This window comes from Longimicrobium sp. (assembly GCF_048594345.1).
Lineage (GTDB): Bacteria > Gemmatimonadota > Gemmatimonadetes > Longimicrobiales > Longimicrobiaceae > Longimicrobium.
Window position 1 is genome coordinate 55,231 of sequence record NZ_JBMDXM010000097.1, and the last position, 16,956, is coordinate 72,186.

14 protein-coding genes are annotated in these 16,956 nt (G+C 69.3%); 6 read left to right on the plus strand and 8 right to left on the minus strand.

From position 1 onward, the window contains the following. Nucleotides 1-129 precede the first annotated feature (129 nt). Nucleotides 130-681 carry a hypothetical protein gene (locus tag ACOJUJ_RS10590; protein ID WP_420126840.1) on the minus strand — a complete coding sequence of 184 codons (552 nt, stop codon included), beginning with the start codon at nt 679-681 and terminating at the stop codon, nt 130-132. A gap of 368 nt (nt 682-1,049) precedes the next feature. Between ACOJUJ_RS10590 and ACOJUJ_RS10595 the strand changes: the two genes are divergently transcribed. Further along, on the plus strand, nt 1,050-1,670 hold the full coding sequence (locus ACOJUJ_RS10595; RefSeq protein WP_420126841.1) for a hypothetical protein: 621 nt from the start codon (nt 1,050-1,052) through the stop codon (nt 1,668-1,670). An 81-nt stretch (nt 1,671-1,751) separates the two neighbouring features. Further along, nucleotides 1,752-2,363 (plus strand): hypothetical protein, encoded by a 612-nt coding sequence (locus tag ACOJUJ_RS10600; protein ID WP_420126842.1) that lies wholly within the window; start codon nt 1,752-1,754, stop codon nt 2,361-2,363. Between the two features lie 337 nt (nt 2,364-2,700). On the opposite strand, the gene ACOJUJ_RS10605 is transcribed toward ACOJUJ_RS10600, so the two are convergent. The 7 genes from ACOJUJ_RS10605 to ACOJUJ_RS10635 all read right to left on the minus strand — a co-directional run bounded on the left by ACOJUJ_RS10605 (nt 2,701) and on the right by ACOJUJ_RS10635 (nt 11,982). Further along, entirely contained in the window at nt 2,701-4,854 is a 2,154-nt protein-coding gene (locus ACOJUJ_RS10605; protein WP_420126843.1) for a S9 family peptidase, read from the minus strand. A gap of 772 nt (nt 4,855-5,626) precedes the next feature. Then, nucleotides 5,627-7,048, minus strand: coding sequence for a PQQ-dependent sugar dehydrogenase (locus ACOJUJ_RS10610; protein WP_420126844.1), 1,422 nt, complete (start codon nt 7,046-7,048; stop codon nt 5,627-5,629). A gap of 397 nt (nt 7,049-7,445) precedes the next feature. Continuing rightward, entirely contained in the window at nt 7,446-7,820 is a 375-nt protein-coding gene (locus ACOJUJ_RS10615) for a response regulator (RefSeq protein WP_420126845.1), read from the minus strand. Between the two features lie 123 nt (nt 7,821-7,943). Further along, nucleotides 7,944-8,546 carry a DUF488 family protein gene (locus tag ACOJUJ_RS10620; protein ID WP_420126846.1) on the minus strand — a complete coding sequence of 201 codons (603 nt, stop codon included), beginning with the start codon at nt 8,544-8,546 and terminating at the stop codon, nt 7,944-7,946. A gap of 455 nt (nt 8,547-9,001) precedes the next feature. Further along, nucleotides 9,002-9,613, minus strand: a complete 612-nt coding sequence (locus ACOJUJ_RS10625) for a YceI family protein (protein ID WP_420126847.1) — start codon at nt 9,611-9,613, stop codon at nt 9,002-9,004. A gap of 448 nt (nt 9,614-10,061) precedes the next feature. Next, complete coding sequence (locus ACOJUJ_RS10630; RefSeq protein WP_420126848.1) at nt 10,062-11,015, minus strand: tetratricopeptide repeat protein; 954 nt, start codon at nt 11,013-11,015, stop codon at nt 10,062-10,064. A 184-nt stretch (nt 11,016-11,199) separates the two neighbouring features. Next, nucleotides 11,200-11,982, minus strand: a complete 783-nt coding sequence (locus tag ACOJUJ_RS10635) for an energy transducer TonB (protein ID WP_420126849.1) — start codon at nt 11,980-11,982, stop codon at nt 11,200-11,202. 297 nt (nt 11,983-12,279) lie between these two features. On the opposite strand from ACOJUJ_RS10635, the gene ACOJUJ_RS10640 reads away from it, so the two are divergent. From ACOJUJ_RS10640 to ACOJUJ_RS10655, 4 genes are all read left to right on the plus strand, one after another. Further along, nucleotides 12,280-13,014, plus strand: coding sequence for an MIP/aquaporin family protein (locus ACOJUJ_RS10640; RefSeq protein ID WP_420126850.1), 735 nt, complete (start codon nt 12,280-12,282; stop codon nt 13,012-13,014). A gap of 635 nt (nt 13,015-13,649) precedes the next feature. Then, nucleotides 13,650-14,648 carry a TerC family protein gene (locus ACOJUJ_RS10645; RefSeq protein WP_420126851.1) on the plus strand — a complete coding sequence of 333 codons (999 nt, stop codon included), beginning with the start codon at nt 13,650-13,652 and terminating at the stop codon, nt 14,646-14,648. A gap of 632 nt (nt 14,649-15,280) precedes the next feature. After that, a complete protein-coding gene (gene msrP / locus ACOJUJ_RS10650; protein WP_420126852.1) occupies nt 15,281-16,222 on the plus strand; it encodes a protein-methionine-sulfoxide reductase catalytic subunit MsrP in 942 nt (313 codons plus the stop codon). Beyond that, nucleotides 16,222-16,875: a sulfite oxidase heme-binding subunit YedZ gene (locus ACOJUJ_RS10655; protein ID WP_420126853.1), complete on the plus strand. Its 654-nt coding sequence runs from the start codon at nt 16,222-16,224 to the stop codon at nt 16,873-16,875. The genes msrP and ACOJUJ_RS10655 overlap by 1 nt, the downstream gene beginning before the upstream one ends. The last annotated feature ends 81 nt before the right edge of the window (nt 16,876-16,956 follow it).

Below are 16,956 nucleotides of genomic sequence, written 5' to 3' on the forward strand. Positions count from 1 at the left end.
AAGGATCAAGGTTCAGGTGCCCAGTACCGAATCTTCCGGCACTTGAACGTGGGCACCGGGCAGTTCAACAAAGAGGGGCGGCGCACCGTGCGCCGCCCCTGCTCCATTCTCCGTCGAATCACGCCGACGCTACCGCATCGGGCCGTAGTAGTCGCGCCCGTAGCCGCGGAACTCGCGGTCGTAGCGGCCGCCGTACGCGGCTTCGCGCTCCCAGCCCATGGGCAGGTTGCCGCCGCGCCAGGTGCGCGAGCCGCCCTGCGTGCTGTACGCGCCGCGGTAGCCGGTATGGTCCACGATGCGGTCTTCCACGTCCCCGCCAAACGGGGCGTAGTTGGTTTCCAGCCGGTTGGGCTCGGGGTGCACGTACTCGCGGTTGTACCGCTGGGTTACCCGGTTGGGCAGCGCGGGCTGCCCAAAGTAGCCGCGGTCGTATCCCCCGCGCCCATACGTGCGCAGCGGGACGGGGCGCCGCGTGGGCGCCGTCTGGCTGTAGCCGCGCAGGCCGTAGTCGTAGCCGCGTGGCGGGCCGCTGGCGCGGGCCATCGGGTAGTCGCGTCCGTACCCGCCGCGTGCCGCTTGAAAGTCGCCGCCGTACCCGCCGCGCCCCGTCTGAAAGTCGCCTCCGTATCCGCCGCGTCCCGTCTGAAAATCGCGGCTATATTCTCCCCGGTCGTATTGCATTCCGTGCCTCCCTTTGCTGTGCGTCCGGTGCAGGACGGCAGACGAGTGCAATCGACGTTCCGCCGCGATGCTCGTCGGCCGGGCCTGAACCGGGCCGATTGATGCTCATTGCGATTCTCATCCGGCAACGAGCCGTCCGCCCGCGTGAGCGAATGAATTCGCCGCTTGGAAAACGCAAAGTCCGCCTGCGCGGACTCGGCGGCCCGGCCGCGTGCGCGTTCCAAACGCATGCGCGTCCGCATCCGGAACAAACGGGATAGCCTGCAGTCGCCGATGAGAAAGCGAATCCCTGGTACCTGCTGAAGGCGCGGCCCCGTCCCTGCGTACTTCCGCACTCTCGCACTTTCGCACTTTCGCACTCTGGCCCCATGCGGCTGAACGAGCTTTCCCGCGAATTTGAGGCACGCCACTACCCGCCCACGCGCCGGCTGGACCTGCAGGGCGAGGGGCCGGAGACGGCGCGGCAGCGGGCGCTGCGCTGGATCCAGTCGTTCGCGCACGAGCAGCCGGGCGCGGACCTGCTGCTGATCGTGGAGCGCGCGCGGCGCGAGCACGGCCGCAAGGGCCCCATCCGTGCCGCGGTCGAAAAGCTGCTGGAGGAGCTGAACGGCGGATTGATCGACTGGTGGCAGCCGTTCGCCGAGGGAAGCATCGCCGTCCGCATCTCCGCCGATCCGCACCGCTACCGCCGCCCCGGCGCCAAACCGGAGGATCCGGGCGAAGGCCGCACGGACGAAACGGCGGGGCGCGCCTGGCTGCATCCCGAGGCCGACATCCCCGAAGAGCTGGTGCCGCTTGCCCGGCGCACGGCGGAACTGCGGCGCACGCGGGAACGGCAGGCGGTGGGGCTGATGGCCGTGGTGCTGCGCGAGATCTGGATCGAGGCGCAGGCCACGGCCATGACCGACCGCATCACCTGGGACGCCGCGCTGCAGGCCATCGCCCGGCGTGAGCAGGCGCGGATGCTGGAGTCGTTCGAGGAGGATTGACGCCGCCCGCTGGACAACCGCCCCCGCTCGCTCCCATTCTTCCCCTCGCGCCGCAAGCCGCCACCCCGTCCGCACCGTCCGATGAGCGATCCGCAGAACCCGCGTTCGTCCCTGCACTCGTCCCACATCCCGCCCCCGCCGCCGCGTCCCGAGCGGCGCAGCGGGTGCTTGCGCGTGGGGTTGATTGGCTGCGGCGTGCTGCTGCTGCTGGGGATCGTGGCCGTGGTGGCCACCGGCATCTGGTGGAAGCGCAACAGCCCCGAGCTTCAGGCCGAGGCCGTGGTGGCGGCGCGCGAGGGCGCGCGGTTTGGCGTGAGCAACGACGAGGCTGCGTGCTTTGAGCAGGCCAAGCAGCGTGCGGCCGGCAGCATGACCGTGGCGGGAAGCTTTTCGGTGGGGGCATACATGCGCACGTGCCTGGAGTTCGCCCGCCAGACCCCCGCGTTCTGCGACGACGTGCCTCCACAGGGCTCTCTGCGCCGCACCGTGGAGTGGCAGACCGCCCGCTGCGGCGACGACGCCATCTGCCGCAACGTAGCCCAGGTGGTGCAGCAGTACTGCACGGGCGGCCGCATCAAGCGCCCCGCCAGCGATACGGTAAAGGTGATGACGGACTCCGTGGGGATCTTCGGCATGCCGCCGCCAGCCGGCGGAACCGCGGCGGAGGCGGAAGCGGATAGCGGGACGTTCTAGGGACGGGGAAGGATCGAACTGCGTCCGCGGGGGTGCCCCTCCCCCGGCCCTCCCCGTTCGTTCCTCACGGAGAGGGGAGAACTGCGGGGGGTGCTCATGGTGCGGTCCGGTTGCGGACGCGCAGGTGCTTGGAACGCCGCACACGGTCCGGCCGCCGAGTCCACGCAGGTGGACTTCGTGTAGTTGTTGCCGCGAATTTATTCGCCCCGGCAGGCGGCCGCGCACGTGCCCGGCCCAGACTCGATCCAGTCACCCGCTCACCAGCTCACCCGCTCACCCGTTCACCCGCTCACAACAAGAGGCCCCGCGACTCACGCCCGTCATCCATCCGCCACAATCAGTGCGTGATGTGGCGTTCGAAGTACTCCAGGATGCGCAGCATGTGGTCGATGCGGTGCCCCGGCTCGCCGCTGCGGGTAAGCTCGTGGCCTTCGCGCGGGTAGCGGACGAACTCCACCGGCCGGCCCAGCACCGTCAGCGCGCGGTACAGCGCCTCGGCGCTGGCGATGGTGGCGCGAAAGTCGGTGTCGGCGTGCAGCAGCAGCAGCGGCGTGCGGATGTCGGCCACGTACGTAAGCGGCGACTGCGCGCGCGTGATCTCCGGGTCCTCCCACGGCCGCGTGCCGAACTCGCCCTCGAACAGCCGCCAGGTGTTGGACGAGCCGTACCAGATGCCCAGGTCGTACACGCCGCGCTGCGCCACCGCCGCCTTGAAGCGCGTTTGCGCCTCGCGCGCGATGATCCACGTGGTCAGGTACCCCGCGTAGCTGCCGCCCGTGATCACCTGCCGAGCCGGGTCCGCCAGCCCGCGCGCGATCACGCTGTCCGCGCCGATCAGCACGTCCTGCGCGGGCGGCGTGCCCCAGTTGCGGCGGATGGCGCGCAGCCCCTCGTTGCCGTAGCCCGACGAGCCGCGCGGGTTGGACAGCCACACCGTGTACCCGGCGCCCGCCAGCATCTGGTACTCCAGCCACATGCTGGCCTCGCCCGGGCCCCACATGGCGTGCGGACCGCCGTGCATCTCCACCGCCAGCGGCGCCCGCCGGCCGGGACGATGGTTAATGGGGAGCAGGTACCAGCCGTGCGCGCGGCGGCCGTCGAACGACGGATAGCGAATCTCGTGGTAGTCGCTCACGTACACCTGCGCCAGCAGCGAATCGTTCAGCGTGGTCAGCCGCCGCTCGCCCGCGCCCGCCGCGTCCGCCGTGTACACGTCGCTGGGGCGCCGCGGGTTCATCTCCGACCAGGCGATGCGCCCGCCCGCCGCGTCGAACGAAAGCACGCCGCGCGGTCCCTGCACCACCGGCTGCGGGTTGATGTTGTCCAGCCGCGTGCGGTACAGCGGCACCGAGCCCTCCGACGGCGTCGTAAAGTACAGCCACCCGTCGGAGGTGATGGTGAATCCGTTGGGCGCGCGGTCCATCGGCCCGGTGATGCTGCGCCGGTTGCTGCCGTCGCGCCGCATCACCACCAGCTCGGCGTCGGTGGCGGTGAACGAGTTGGGGTCCGTGGCAAAGCGGATGTAGACGATGTGCTGGCCGTCCGGCGAAAAGCTTGCTCCGTCCTCGCCCGTCCCCGCCTCGGCGATGGTGCGCGGGCGACCGCGGCCGTCCGCGGCGGCGATCACCAGGTCGCTTTCCAGCTCGTAGTCCGGGTGCAGCCCGGCGGTGCGCGGCGGCCCGGCGCTGTAGATGAGCGAGTCGCCCGCCGGCGTCCACTCCGGCGCGCCGATGCCGTACGCCGCGCGCGTCAGCTGGACGGGCTTGGCGCCCTGCCGCACCTCGACCACGTAGATCTGGCCGTAGCTTTCGTCCTCGATGCTGGTCTCGCCCAGGTAGCCCAGGCGGGTGACCACGCGCGGGTCCTGTTCGCGGGCATTGGCGGCCAGCTTGGCGCGGATGGCGGCCAGCGCGGCGGCGCGGTTGTCGTCGATGTTGCGGATGGCCGCCGCGTCGATCCTGGCCTCATCCGCCTTCTTGGCGCTGTCCGCCGCCGTTGAGTCGGACTGTGCCAGCTGCTCGGGGGTGAGCTGCGACATGAAGGCGATGCGGCGCGAGTCCGGCGACCACACCGGCGCGCCGGCGCCCGTCTCCAGGTCGGTGAGCGGCCACGCTTCGCCGCCCTCGGCCAGGGGAAGGATCCACACCTGCCCCGGCCCCTCCCCGCGCGACTGGGTAAAGGCGATCATCCGCCCGTCCGGCGAGAACCGCGGCGCCCCGATCCCCCGCGCGTTGGTCCAGGTGAGCCGCCGCAGTCCGCTGCCGTCGGTGTTGGCGATCCACAGGTCGCGCCGGTAGCGGTTCTGCGCGCTGTCCACCTCGGTGACCACGAACACTGCCCGCTGCCCGTCGGGCGACAGGTTCACGGCGCCGGCGTTCTTGAGATGGTAAAAGTCCAGCGCCGTAAGCGGGCGCCGTTCCTGCGCGTGGGCCGGCGCGGCGGCAAGCGCCAGCGCGGCCAGGGCGGTCAGGTGCGAAAGGCGGATGCGCATGGGTTGTGGGCGGGTGCGGGACGTGGTGCGCCGGAGCGGGTTGGCGCCATCTGGATGTGCTGAAAAATTTGCACCCTCCGGGTTCCCCTCCGCAAGGGAAACGTTGAGCCGGGTGGTTGCCAAACCTTTAGACTGGAAAGCAAGTCGAGTCATCCTGAGGGAGCGCACCCCGTGTAACCAGAACCTGCAGAAGAGCTTGCGCGCGACCGAAGGACCTCTCTCCGCCATCGTGGGGCATGCCCTTCCGCGGAAATCCAGCCCTTCGGCTCTGCCGGCAAGGTCCTTCGGTCGGCGCCAAGCTGCATCATACCGAATCCGCAAAAAGAATGGTGATAGGGATCCGGCAAACGGTGTCATTCTGAGGGAGGCGCCGCGCAAAGCTCTCCGTCTCGCTGGAAAGCTTGGCGCCGACCGAAGAATCTCTACGCTGGGCGCACCATCCTGTCGGCTACGACTGGCTTTGGCGCGAGAAACCCCGCCCGTTTCCGATAAAGATCCTTCAGTCGGCGCACGGGCTGCTGCGCTTTGCCGAAGGTTCGGGGTGGGCGCCTTCCTCAGGATGACAGCGATCGTCCACAACCACTGTTTTTGCGGATTCGGTATCATGATCATACAAGCAGGATGCAGCGCGGCGCCTCCCTCAGGATGACTGCTCAACCGGGCGTGCGGCAAACGACAAACGGACGCGGAGGGTTTCCTCGGCGTCCGCTCCTTATGTTGTTCCTCTCCGCGCCCTCCGCGCCCTCCGCGTCTCCGCGTGATATCCGTTCGTTCAGGTGCCCGAGACGATCTTGTAGACGCCGCCATCGTGCGAAGTCAGGTACAGCTCGCCGCGCGCGTCCTCGCCGAACGACGAGATGTTGCCCACGTTATCCACCTCCCACGAGCGCGCGTCCGTGGCCGCGCCGTTCGTGTAGCGAAAGCTGCGGAGCCAGCCCTGGCAGAAGTCCGAATAGAAGTACTGGCCGCGCAGCGCGGGAATGTCCTGCCCGCGATACACGAAGCCGCCGGTGACGGAGCAGCCGTCGGAGTGTGTGTACTCCAACGCGGGCAGCATCGTGCCGGTGCGGTCGCAGCCGGTGGAGGGCTCAAAGCAGTCCGATCCCTCCATCACGTCCCACCCGTAGTTCATCCCGCCCTGACCTGCCGGGACGACGTTGATTTCCTCCAGCCGGTTCTGCCCCACGTCGGCCACGTACAGCAGGTTGGCCGTGCGGTCCCACGAAAAACGCCATGGGTTGCGCAGCCCCGACGCCCAGATCTCCGGCCGCGGGCTGGTGCCGCCGGCGTACGGATTGTCGGCGGGGATGGCGTACGGCCGCCCCGCGTCCACGTCGATGCGCAGCAGCTTGCCCAGCAGGTGCAGCGGGTCCTGCCCCGTCTCGTCCGGGTCGCCGCCGCCGCCCCCGTCGCCCATCCCGATGTACAGCTTTCCGTCGGGCCCGAACGCCGCCAGCCCGCCGTTGTGGTTGCTGTACGGCTGCGCGACGCTCAGCACCAGCTCCGCCGTGGCGGGATCGGCGCGGTTGGGGTCGGCACTCACCCGGTAGCGCTCGATGCGGGTGTCGCCGCGCGTGTCGGTGTAGTTGACGAAGAAGGTGCCGTTGGAGGCGTAGTGCGGATGGAACGCCACGCTCAGCAGCCCCCGCTCGCCCCCGGCGGATACTTTGGCCGTGACATCCAGAAAGGGCGTGGGGAGCAGCGTTCCGTTCTGCACGATGCGGATGCGCCCCGGCTGCTCTACGATGAACAGCCGCGCATCGTTCGCGGGCGCCGCAAGCTGCACGGGCGACTGCAGCCCTTCGGCCACACGCTGCAGGCGGATGCTGGTGTCCCCCGCGGGCGGGCCGCCGTTGGAGGGACCGTCGGAGCAGGCAGCCGCGAACGCCAGCAGAAAGATGAGGATGCGCGGGGTCATGGCGCCTCCGGGAAGTGGGTCGGCCGGTTCATCACCGCCGTTGTCCGGCGCGTCGTCGTCCAGCAGGTCGTGCGCGTCGCGCTCGCGGTGCCAGGGCACGCGCACCCGCACGCCAAACTGCGACCCGCCCTGAAAGCCGGGGCCAAAGATGGCGACGTTGGGCCCGTTGTCGACCAGTGCCGGGATCCCCGCTTCGCGCAGCGTTTCCGCCGCGAAATCGGCCTCCCACACCGCGCCGTACGTCGCCACCACCACCCACGGTTCGCTGCGCGACATCGCTCGTCGGGGTTCCGGGTCAGCATGGGCCGTTGGCACGGCCATCCTCTGGATGGTAGCCTTGAACCCGCGAGGTCGTCAAAGGTTTGCTGCGGAGAACCGCCGAGATCCGGTAACGAGGGGATGGTGATCGGGCGATGGACGGCTGCGGAACGCGCAGGTACCGATTGCGGATCTAACTCGGTGATCTCGCGGTTGCGGACGCGCCGGTGCATGGGATGCCGCACACGGCCGGGCCGCCGAGTCCACGGAGGTGGACTTTGTGTAGTTGTTGCAGCGAATTCATTCGCCCGTGGCGGAGGAGCGGATCAGAATCTCGACGCCGTGTTGATCACTTCCGCGGGCGGGGCGGTACGTTGCCGGACTACGAGTGGGGGCCGCACTCCATCGACATCATCTACTCCGGCGGCCCCACCACGCGGCGCACTTCGGAAACCAGGTGCGGGGGCATGCAGGGCTTGATCAGCAGCCCGTCGAACCCCTCCGCGACCATGCGGTCGCGGTCCACCGTGAGCGCCATGGCCGTCAGCACGATGATGGGGATGCCGGCCGTGCGCTTGTCGGCGCGCAGCTGCTGCATGGCCTGGCGGCCGTCCATCACCGGCATGGCCAGGTCCATCAAAATCAGGTCCGGCATGTGCTCGCGCGCCGCGTCCACCGCCTGCTGGCCGTTGGCGGCGCCCAGCGTGCGGTACCCCTCGCGCTCCAGCACGGTGAGCAGCGCCAGCCGGTTGTCCTCGTGGTCGTCGGCGAGGAGGATGGTCCGTGGCATCGACGGGTAGCCGGGCGGCCGGCGCGGGCGGTGTGCCTGGCCGGTGAGGTCATGGAAACGGAAGATGTGCGGAGTGCACGTATGCTGCGCAACCGCAAAATTGGCGCCGTTCCTGCCGCTGAATCACCCGGCGAACAGATCCTGCTGCGCGGTGGCGGGATAGATGAGGGTCCCGTCCTCCCGCACCACCGCGTGCTCCGAAAGCACGGCCGGACGCGCCTCGCCCGGGCCCAGGATGTCCAGCACGGGAACGCCGCGGGCCAGCAGCGCGTCGGTGATCAGCCGGCGGTGGCAGCGCCAGGGCACCGCCTCGGCGCACATGATGGTGGTGCGGCGCTCTGCCCCATCCCGCATCAGCCGGCCCAGCGCGGCCTGAAACGGCGGTGTGGCCGCGTAGTCGGCGTAGGCGCGGAACGCCGGGTGCCGCCACGCCGTGTTGGGCGACTCGCCCGCCTTGGGGTCCCCCGCCCGCCGCCCGCCCAGCGCCTCCTCGTGCCGGTACGCGATCCCCGCCTCCGCCAGCGACGCCGCCAGCGCGTCGCGCCCAAACTGCGGGTGGCGCCGCGAGCCGGGAAAGCGCCGCACATCCACCAGCAGCCGCACCCCGTGGTCCCGCAGCAGCCCGATGAACTCCTCCGCCGTGCGCGTGGAGTGGCCGATGGTGTAGATAGCCTGCGTCGAGTCGTTGCTCACCTCTTTCGCCTGCTCCCTCGAATCCGGCAGCATCGTGTTTTTCCTGTGTGTCGGAACTCTCACCCTTGTCGCTCGGCTGCTTGCTTGCACACATGAGCTTGGCGACGACTCATGGACCTTGCCTGCACGACAAGGGACGTGAACAACTCCCGGAGGCTTGGGCCGTCGCGACCCGACAAGGATCCTTCGGTCGCGCGCAAGCTCTTGTGATCAGGACAATTCGGACGTGCGCTTCCCTCAGGATGACAGCGTGCTTCTGGAGGAACAACTGAGGCTTCTCAACACCTCATGTCCAGCGCTCAGGCCAGGATAACCGGTTGAGGGAGCCGAAGGCTCTCGCCGTCACGAGCGTGGGGCTGGCTCCCTGCTTGGAGCCACCCCCACGGAGAGGCATACGAGATCCGACGGTCGCGCGCAAGCACCTGCGCTGTTTCGTGTTCCGCGCGGAGCGCTCCCTCAGCAAGTCAGCGTAATGCGCGGCCTGCCGATCAAGACGCGGGCTGCTCCACCGCTTCGATGGCGATGGAGATGGTCACCTCGTCGCCCAGCACCGCGCCGCCGCCCTCGGCCGCGCGGTTCCACGACACGCCGTAGTCCATGCGGTTGATGCGCGTTTCCGCCTCGAAGCCGATGCGGCGGCGGCCGGCCACACCGCCCACCTCCAGCATCCGCCCTTCCAGCACCACCGGCTTCGTCACGCCGCGGATGGTCAGGTTGCCGTGCACCCGCAGGTCCGCACCGCGCGTCTCCACCCGCGTGCTGCGGAAGGTGATCGTGGGATGGTTCTCCGCGTCGAAAAAGTCGCCCGACTTGAGGTGCGTGTCGCGGCGCTCGTTGTTGGTGTCGATGCTGGCCGTCTGGATCTCCACGTTCACCGATCCGCCGCCCAGGCTGGCCGGGTCGGCCACGATGGTGCCGCCCCACGTGTTGAACGAGCCGTTCACGCGGCTCACCAGGTGGCGGATGCGGAAGCTGAGCTCGCTGTGCGACTGGTCGATCTGCCAGCGCACGGGAGCCGCGCCGGGCGCGTCGGCGGGGCGGACGGCGGGCGCGGCGGCGACGGCCGCGGCCAGGAGCGACGGGACGATGGCCAGGGACAACAGAGTACGGCTGCGGACTCGCATGGTCGTTGGGACTTTCGGGATGGGAAGGGCCGTTCCAGCGCGGCGGTGAGGCCGTTGAAGGTTGCCGCGCAGAATGCGTGTTGCAACGAATATATGCGGATACCACCCGCCGTCCAGTGGCGGAATCCCGGCGTACCTCTCGCCGCGTCGTGCGGAGGGTTTCAAAGATCGCGCATCAGGTGGTGCGTACCTGCTTCTCCCCTGCGCTCCGGATAGGATCCCTCCGATCCGCACCCATCCTCACAAAAAGGCTGCGGATCGTGAGATCTGACGCTGAGGATACACCACGTAAAACTCTGTTGACTCTGCTAACTCTGTGTGAGCCCCTACTCTCTTTCCAAGCCACGAGAGCAGCGGAAACGGCACGAGAAACTCCGTTGACTCCGTGTGAGGCCCCATCTTTTGCGGAGGCAGCCGAACCCGTTCAGTTGCGGCGGCGGTTCAGCATGCGGCGCAGGTCCGCCTCCGCCGCGATGTAGCCGAACGGCGCCCAGTCCTCCGCTGAGGTCACGCGCCAGAAGATCTCCTCCGCCTGGTCCACGCGGCCGTTGTACAGGTGCCAGTTGCCCACCCCGTACTGCAGCGCGGCGGCCTCACCCGCCCCCTGCGTGGGCAGGGCCAGCAGCGAGTCGGGCGAGATGACGCCCTTGTACATCAGCAGGCGCCGGTAATAGCTCCGGTTCTCGATGACGTCCATCCCCTCGCGGATCGGCCCCAGCACCGCCGCCGCTTCTTCCTCGCGCCCCATCCGCCGCAGCGTCATGTACATCCAGTCGCTGGCCGTCACCCGCGCGTCGTCGTTCTGCGACACCGCCAGCGCGTTGCGAAAGCTGTACTGCGCCTGGCTGAACTCGCCGCGAAGGTAGTGGGCCAGCCCCAGGTGGTACCACACGTTCCAGTGCAGCGTGCTGCGCGGCTCGTTGCGCACGTTGGGCGCGCCGTCCGGCTCCACCTCGTCCGGGCGGCTGCGCAGCAGGCGGGCGGCCTGCTCCAGGTCCTGCACCGCGCGGTCAAACTCGCGCACCGTGATCCACCGGTGGCCCCGGTGGCGGTACATCCGCGGGTCCTCCGGGTGCTTGCGGATCCCTTCGGAAAAGATCCCCAGCGCGTCGCGGTAGCGGCCCAGGTACGCCACCCGCCGCCCCAGCCAGATGATGGCGTCGGCGTTGTCGGGGTCGCGCTCGTAGGCCGCGTACGCCGTGGCCAGGTCGGCCTCCAGCTCCTGGCGGCGCTCGCGCGGGCGCTCTACCGCGTACAGCGGCGCGCCCAGCAGCGAGGTGGCTTCGGGGTAGCCCGCGGCGGTGGGCGGCCCCCTGCGCCCGATACAGGACGCGAGCAGCACGGCCGGAACCAGCGCGAGTGCGGTGGCGAGCCTCATCGGGGCGGCGCTCCGGGGGAGGGGGACGGCAGGCGGCCGCACGTGCGCGCGCCGGAAAGGGCGAACGCTGGGGGTGCGCGGCCGGTGCGGTGGATCGGCGGAACGTACGGCGAATGTTGGAGAATACGCGGGAAGCGGCGGATTGAAAAGGGGTTCCGCCGCCGCCCGCCCGCCGCCGGCACCCTCAGCGGTTCAGCCGCAGGGGAAACATCAGCTGCCCCGGTACCGGCCAGCCGTCTTCCGTGGCGGGAACAAAGCTGATGGCGCGTACGTAGCTGAGCACCCGGTTCTCCCACCCGGCGCGGCCAAAGGGGGTGCGTTCCAGCCGCGCCTCCGTTACGTGGCCGCCCGCGTCCAGCGCCACCCGCACCCACACCGTTCCCCCGCCGCTGCCGCCGGCGGGCAGGATGGCCGTGGGGGCGCTGCGCTCCCGCACGTCGCCAAAGGGGGTGCCCCCAAAGGCGCCGTACCCCGCCACCGCCGCGTCACGCACCTGCGCCGGGCACACCTCGCGGCGTCCCACGCGCAGCACCGGCTGCTCGCCGCCCATGTCCATCCGCAGCCGCACCCCCCACTCGCGCGGCGCCGCGTCCGCCGTGCGCCGGTGGGCGAACACCAGCTTCTGCAGCGAGTCGGCCATGGCCGGCGGCAGGCGGTGCTCGATCAGGTCGCGGCGCACGTTCAGCCCCGCCTCGTCGTACGCCATCGCCAGCAGCACGTGGCCGCGCGGGCTCCCCGCCCCCCGCCACAACTCCCCCGCGGCGGCGATGAGGGCGGCGGAGTCTACCAGCGCGTCGGCCGCGGGGAGCTGCGCCGGAGCCGGGGACGGGCGGCAGGGCCGGTCCAGGGACGCGGGCGCGTCGCTCAGCAGGCTGGCGCGGCCGGGCGCCGCGCCGGAGCCCGCGGAGGCGCACGCCGCGCACGCCAGCAGCGCGGCCATCGAAACGAGCAGGCGGCGGTTCGTCATGGGAGGGCGGGGGTGAGGTGGATTTCCGCGCATCCGTACCGTGCGGTGACCGGAGCGTTACCATCCCGTTTCTCAATCGATAACGCAGCAGCATCACGGATGCCAGCTATTTCCGTGTAACGATTTTCGGAACGGCGATGATCCGCATCCAATCCCCTTGTGGGGGACGATCCGTTCAGCCGTCGTCTGCCCCCGGGTGATCAAGATGCTTGACGGATGTGGACGGGCGCGGGTAGAGTGCCCCCGGCCCGCCACGGGATCCATCCTCATCCACGCCGCCCGGACTCGCTCCCGACCATGAGAGATACACCCAGTCGCGCCCTCACCGCCGAGGCGATCGGCACGTTCGCGCTCTGCTTCGTCGGCATTCTGGCCATCAACGTCGACGCCATCAGCGGCGGCGAAGGCGCGGCCTCGCTGGCCAGCATCGCCTTTGCCCACGGCCTGACCATCATGGTGATGGTGGCCGCGCTGGGCGCCATCTCCGGCGCCCACTTCAACCCCGCGGTCACCATCGGCTTCGTGGCCACGGGGCGGATGACGGCTGTACGCGGCGTGCAGTACGCCGTCGCCCAGCTGGCCGGGGCCGTGCTTGCGTCGCTGCTGGTGGCCTGGCTGTTCGGCCTGGACGTGGTCCGCGGCGGCACGCCGGCCGTGGCGCCGATGGTCAAGCCCGTCGGCGCCATGGTCGTGGAGGTGGTGACGACGTTCTTCCTGGTGCTGGTCGTCTTTGGCACGGCCGTGGACCACCGCGCGCCCAGGAGCGTGTTTCCCTTCGCCATCGGCCTTACGGTCGCCCTGGACATCATGGCCACGGGCCCCATCACCGGCGCGGCGATGAACCCGGCGCGCGCGCTGGGTCCGGCGCTGGTGTCGGGCGCGTGGGCCAACCACTGGGTGTACTGGGCGGGGCCGCTGCTGGGCGGCGTTCTGGCCGCGTTCCTCCAGCACCGCTTTCTGATGGAGCACGCCCCCAGCCCCGCCACCGCCGAGCACGGCGGCCCCGCGCCGGCGGAAGAGCGCGGGGTCTGAGCGGGGCCTTTCGCTGTGGAGAGACGTTTTGGATGCGGAAGTCCAGCGATGATTTCTCCGAGGGTGATGCTAAACCTGCCCCCGCGACCAGTCATCCTGACCCTGAGGGAGGCGCCGCGCCGATCTTTCTTGTACGAAAGATTTTGGCGACCGAAGGACCTTGTCTGCCTGACCGAAGGACTTGAACGGCTCCCGGGGGCTGGGCCTCGCCCAACCCGACAAAGATCCTTCGGTCGCGCGCAAGATCCTGCGGTTATGAAAGTTACGGGCGTGCGCTCCCTCAGGATGACACCGTACCTCCAGGGAGCCGGTGGAGGTTTTGGCAACACCTCTCAGGAATCAACGGTATTCAGCTGGATTCTGTGTAACGAATCCGCAACGATCCACAACGTTTGCATATCCGGCCGTTGACGGTCGCGCGGGTTGGCGTGTAGACTCGTCGGCGTGGGGAGTAGCCTGTCGCTGACCAGGACAGCAGCGAACACGCGGTCGTCAATACGGGGCGCCTCTTGCGCCTTCGGGCGCGGGCACGAGGACCTTTGACGGCCTCTGGGGCGAGACCACTACGACACCGAACGTGCCGTAGGGTCTCGCCCTTTTTGCGTGCCCTTCGGCCTGGAGGAGGAGTGGTCCCGATGGCCGATTCCATCTGGCTGTGGGTGGGGTTCAATGCAGCGGTGCTCATCATGCTGGCGCTGGACCTGGGCGTGTTTCACCGCAAGGCGCACGCGGTAAGCCTGCGCGAGGCGTCGGCGTGGACGGCCGTGTGGGTGTCGCTGGCCATGCTGTTCAACGCCGGCATCTGGTACTTCGCGGGCCGGCAGCCCGCGCTCGAGTTCCTGACCGGCTACCTGGTCGAAAAGTCGCTGGCGGTCGACAACATCTTCGTCATCGCCCTCATCTTTTCCTACTTCGCCGTTCCCGCCGCGTACCAGCACCGCGTGCTCTTCTGGGGCATCCTGGGGGCGCTGGTGATGCGGGGCGCCTTCATCGCCGCCGGCGCGTACGTGCTGCACCAGTGGCACTGGGTGATCTACGTCTTTGGCGGCATCCTGCTGCTCACGGGCATCAAGATGGCCCTGCGCAAGGACGAGGCGATCGACCCCGAGCACAACCCGGTGGTGCGCCTGGCGCGGCGCTGGCTGCCGCTTACCCAGCGCTACGACGGCCAGCGGTTCTGGACGGTGGAGAACGGACGGCGCGTGGCCACGCCGCTGTTCCTGGTGCTGCTGCTGGTGGAGTTCACCGATCTGGTGTTCGCCATCGACAGCATTCCCGCCATCTTCGCCATCACGGACGACGCGTTCATCGTCTACACCAGCAACGTGATGGCCATCCTGGGCCTGCGGTCGATGTACTTTCTGCTGGCCGGCGTGGTCCACAAGTTCGTCTACCTCAAGTTCGGCCTGTCGCTGGTGCTGGTGTTCGTGGGCGCCAAGATGATGCTGATCGACTTCATCAAGGTTCCCACGACCGTGTCGCTGGCCGTGATCGCCACCGTGATCGGCGGCTCCATCGCCCTGTCGCTGCTGCGCCCGCCCAGGGGTGGCGTTGCCCCTCCGCCGCTGGGCCAGGACGCCCCGGACCCGGAGCCCGAGGCCGACGCCAGGGCAAAACCGGCGACCGTGGCCTGATCCGGCTTCGGACGTCGATCTCCCTCTCCTCGCGGCTTGCGAGGGGAGGGGCTGGTCGAAGCGCTTCCTCTCACGGGTGTTTCCCGTCCTCCAACGGCCCCCGTGTCATCCTGAGGCTCAGTCAGGCAGAGGAGATCCTTCGGTCGGCGCCAGAGGGTGTTGCCAAACCAAACCTCACTTGCTCCCACCGGAGCCCCACACTGTCATCCTGAGGGAGCGCACGCCCATAACCTTCATGACTACAGAAGGTTGCGCGCGACCGAAGGATCTTTGTCGGGTCGCGCCAGGCCCAGCCACCGGGAGCCGTTCCAGTCCCTGAGCCGGGCAGACAAGGCGCTTCGGTCGGCGCCAACTAGTCGCGAGGTTTACGAGCTCCGGAAGGGTCCGTCCCCTCGCGCCAAAGCATCCGAAGCGCGGTCCTTTCACCCCCTCTCCGCGAGGAACGAGCGGGGAGGGGGCCGGGGGGAGGGGCAACACCGCGCCGCAAATCCGCTCCAACTCCCCTCCACGTACCATCTTCTGCGCCGGGCACGCTTTCCGCATGCCCGGGAACCTTATCGCGCCCCACGGCGTTTCAGGTTTGTCCAAGCCAGCCGGAGCCGACCCTGGCCGCCCCGCAGTAGAGGTGTTGCATGCTGATCAAGAAGCCCGAGATCCCGTCGTCCGAGATTACGCCCGAGCGGCTGTACCTGAGCCGCCGCGAGTTCATCGGCGCCTCCGCCGTGGCGCTGGCCGCGGGCACCATTCCCGCCGTGGCCGCCTGCGACACCGCTGACGGCGCGGCCGAGGGTGCCGCCGCGGCGCCCCCCGCCCAGCAGCGCGACGAGCTTACGCCGCTGGAGGACGTGACCGGCTACAACAACTTCTACGAGTTCGGCACGGACAAGGAGGACCCGGCCCGCAACGCGCCGCGCACCCTGCGCCCGCGCCCGTGGACCGTGGTCGTCGACGGCCTGTGCGACCGGCCGGGGCGCTACGCCTTTGACGACTTTGTCCGCGGGGTCGCGCAGGTGGACCGCACCTACCGGCTGCGCTGCGTGGAGGCGTGGTCCATGGTCATCCCGTGGCGCGGCATTCCCCTGCGCGACATCGTGAACCGCGCCCGGCCGCGCGCCGGCGCCCGCTTCGTGGAGTTCACCACCCTGCACGACCCCGCGCAGATGCCGGGGCAGCGCCGCGACGTGCTGGACTGGCCGTACGTGGAGGGGTTGCGGATGGACGAGGCCATGCACCCCCTGGCCCTGCTGGCCACCGGGCTGTACGGCCGCGCGCTCCCCGCGCAGAACGGCGCGCCGCTGCGGCTGGTGGTGCCGTGGAAATACGGATTCAAGTCCATCAAATCCATCGTGCGCATCCGCTTTACCGACCGGCAGCCGCGCACCGCGTGGAACGTGTCGGCGCCGCAGGAATACGGCTTTTACGCCAACGTGAACCCGCAGGTGGACCACCCGCGCTGGAGCCAGGCGCGCGAGCGCCGCATCGGCGAGTTTCGCCGCCGGCCCACGCTGATGTTCAACGGCTACAACGAGGTGGCCAGCCTGTACAGCGGCATGGACCTGCGCCGCAACTACTGATGGCGCCGGCGGCGTGGCAGCTCAAGGCGGCGCGGTGGATCCGTCCCGCCGCGTGGGTGGGGGGATTGATTCCGCTCATCCTGCTGGTGGTGGGCGCGTTTACCGGCGGGCTGGGCGCCGACCCCATCAAGTACGTCACCCTGCGCACCGGCTTTGCCACCCTGCTGATGCTGATGTGCACGCTGGCCGTGACCCCCGTGCGCCGGCTGACGGGGTGGAACTGGCTGGCGCCCGCGCGGCGGACGCTGGGCCTGTGCGCCTTTCTGTACGTCTGCCTGCACCTGGCCATCTACCTGGTGGACCAGGGGTTCGCGTGGACGTACATCGTGGAGGACGTGCTGGAGCGTCCGTACGTGACCGCGGGCTTCATCGCGTTCCTGCTCCTGGTCCCGCTGGCGCTCACGTCTACGAAGGCAGCGATACGCCGGCTGGGGAAAAGGTGGCAGAAACTCCACCGGGTGGTGTATCTTGCGACGGGGCTGGGCGTGCTGCACTTCATCTGGCTGGTGAAGAGCGACCTGCGCGACCCCCTGATCTTTGCCGCCGTGTTCGCGCTGCTGATGGTGCTGCGCATCCCCGCCCTCACCGGCGGAAAGCCGAAGGGTGCGGCGAAGCGGCCCGCGGCAACCCCGCGCGCGGCGGCGGAATCGTAACCTGCAAGGCCGGGTGAAACTCGCCCGGCGGCGATGGCGTAGGCACGGGGACAGCGTCCGTACGCCCCCTGCCGGATACCA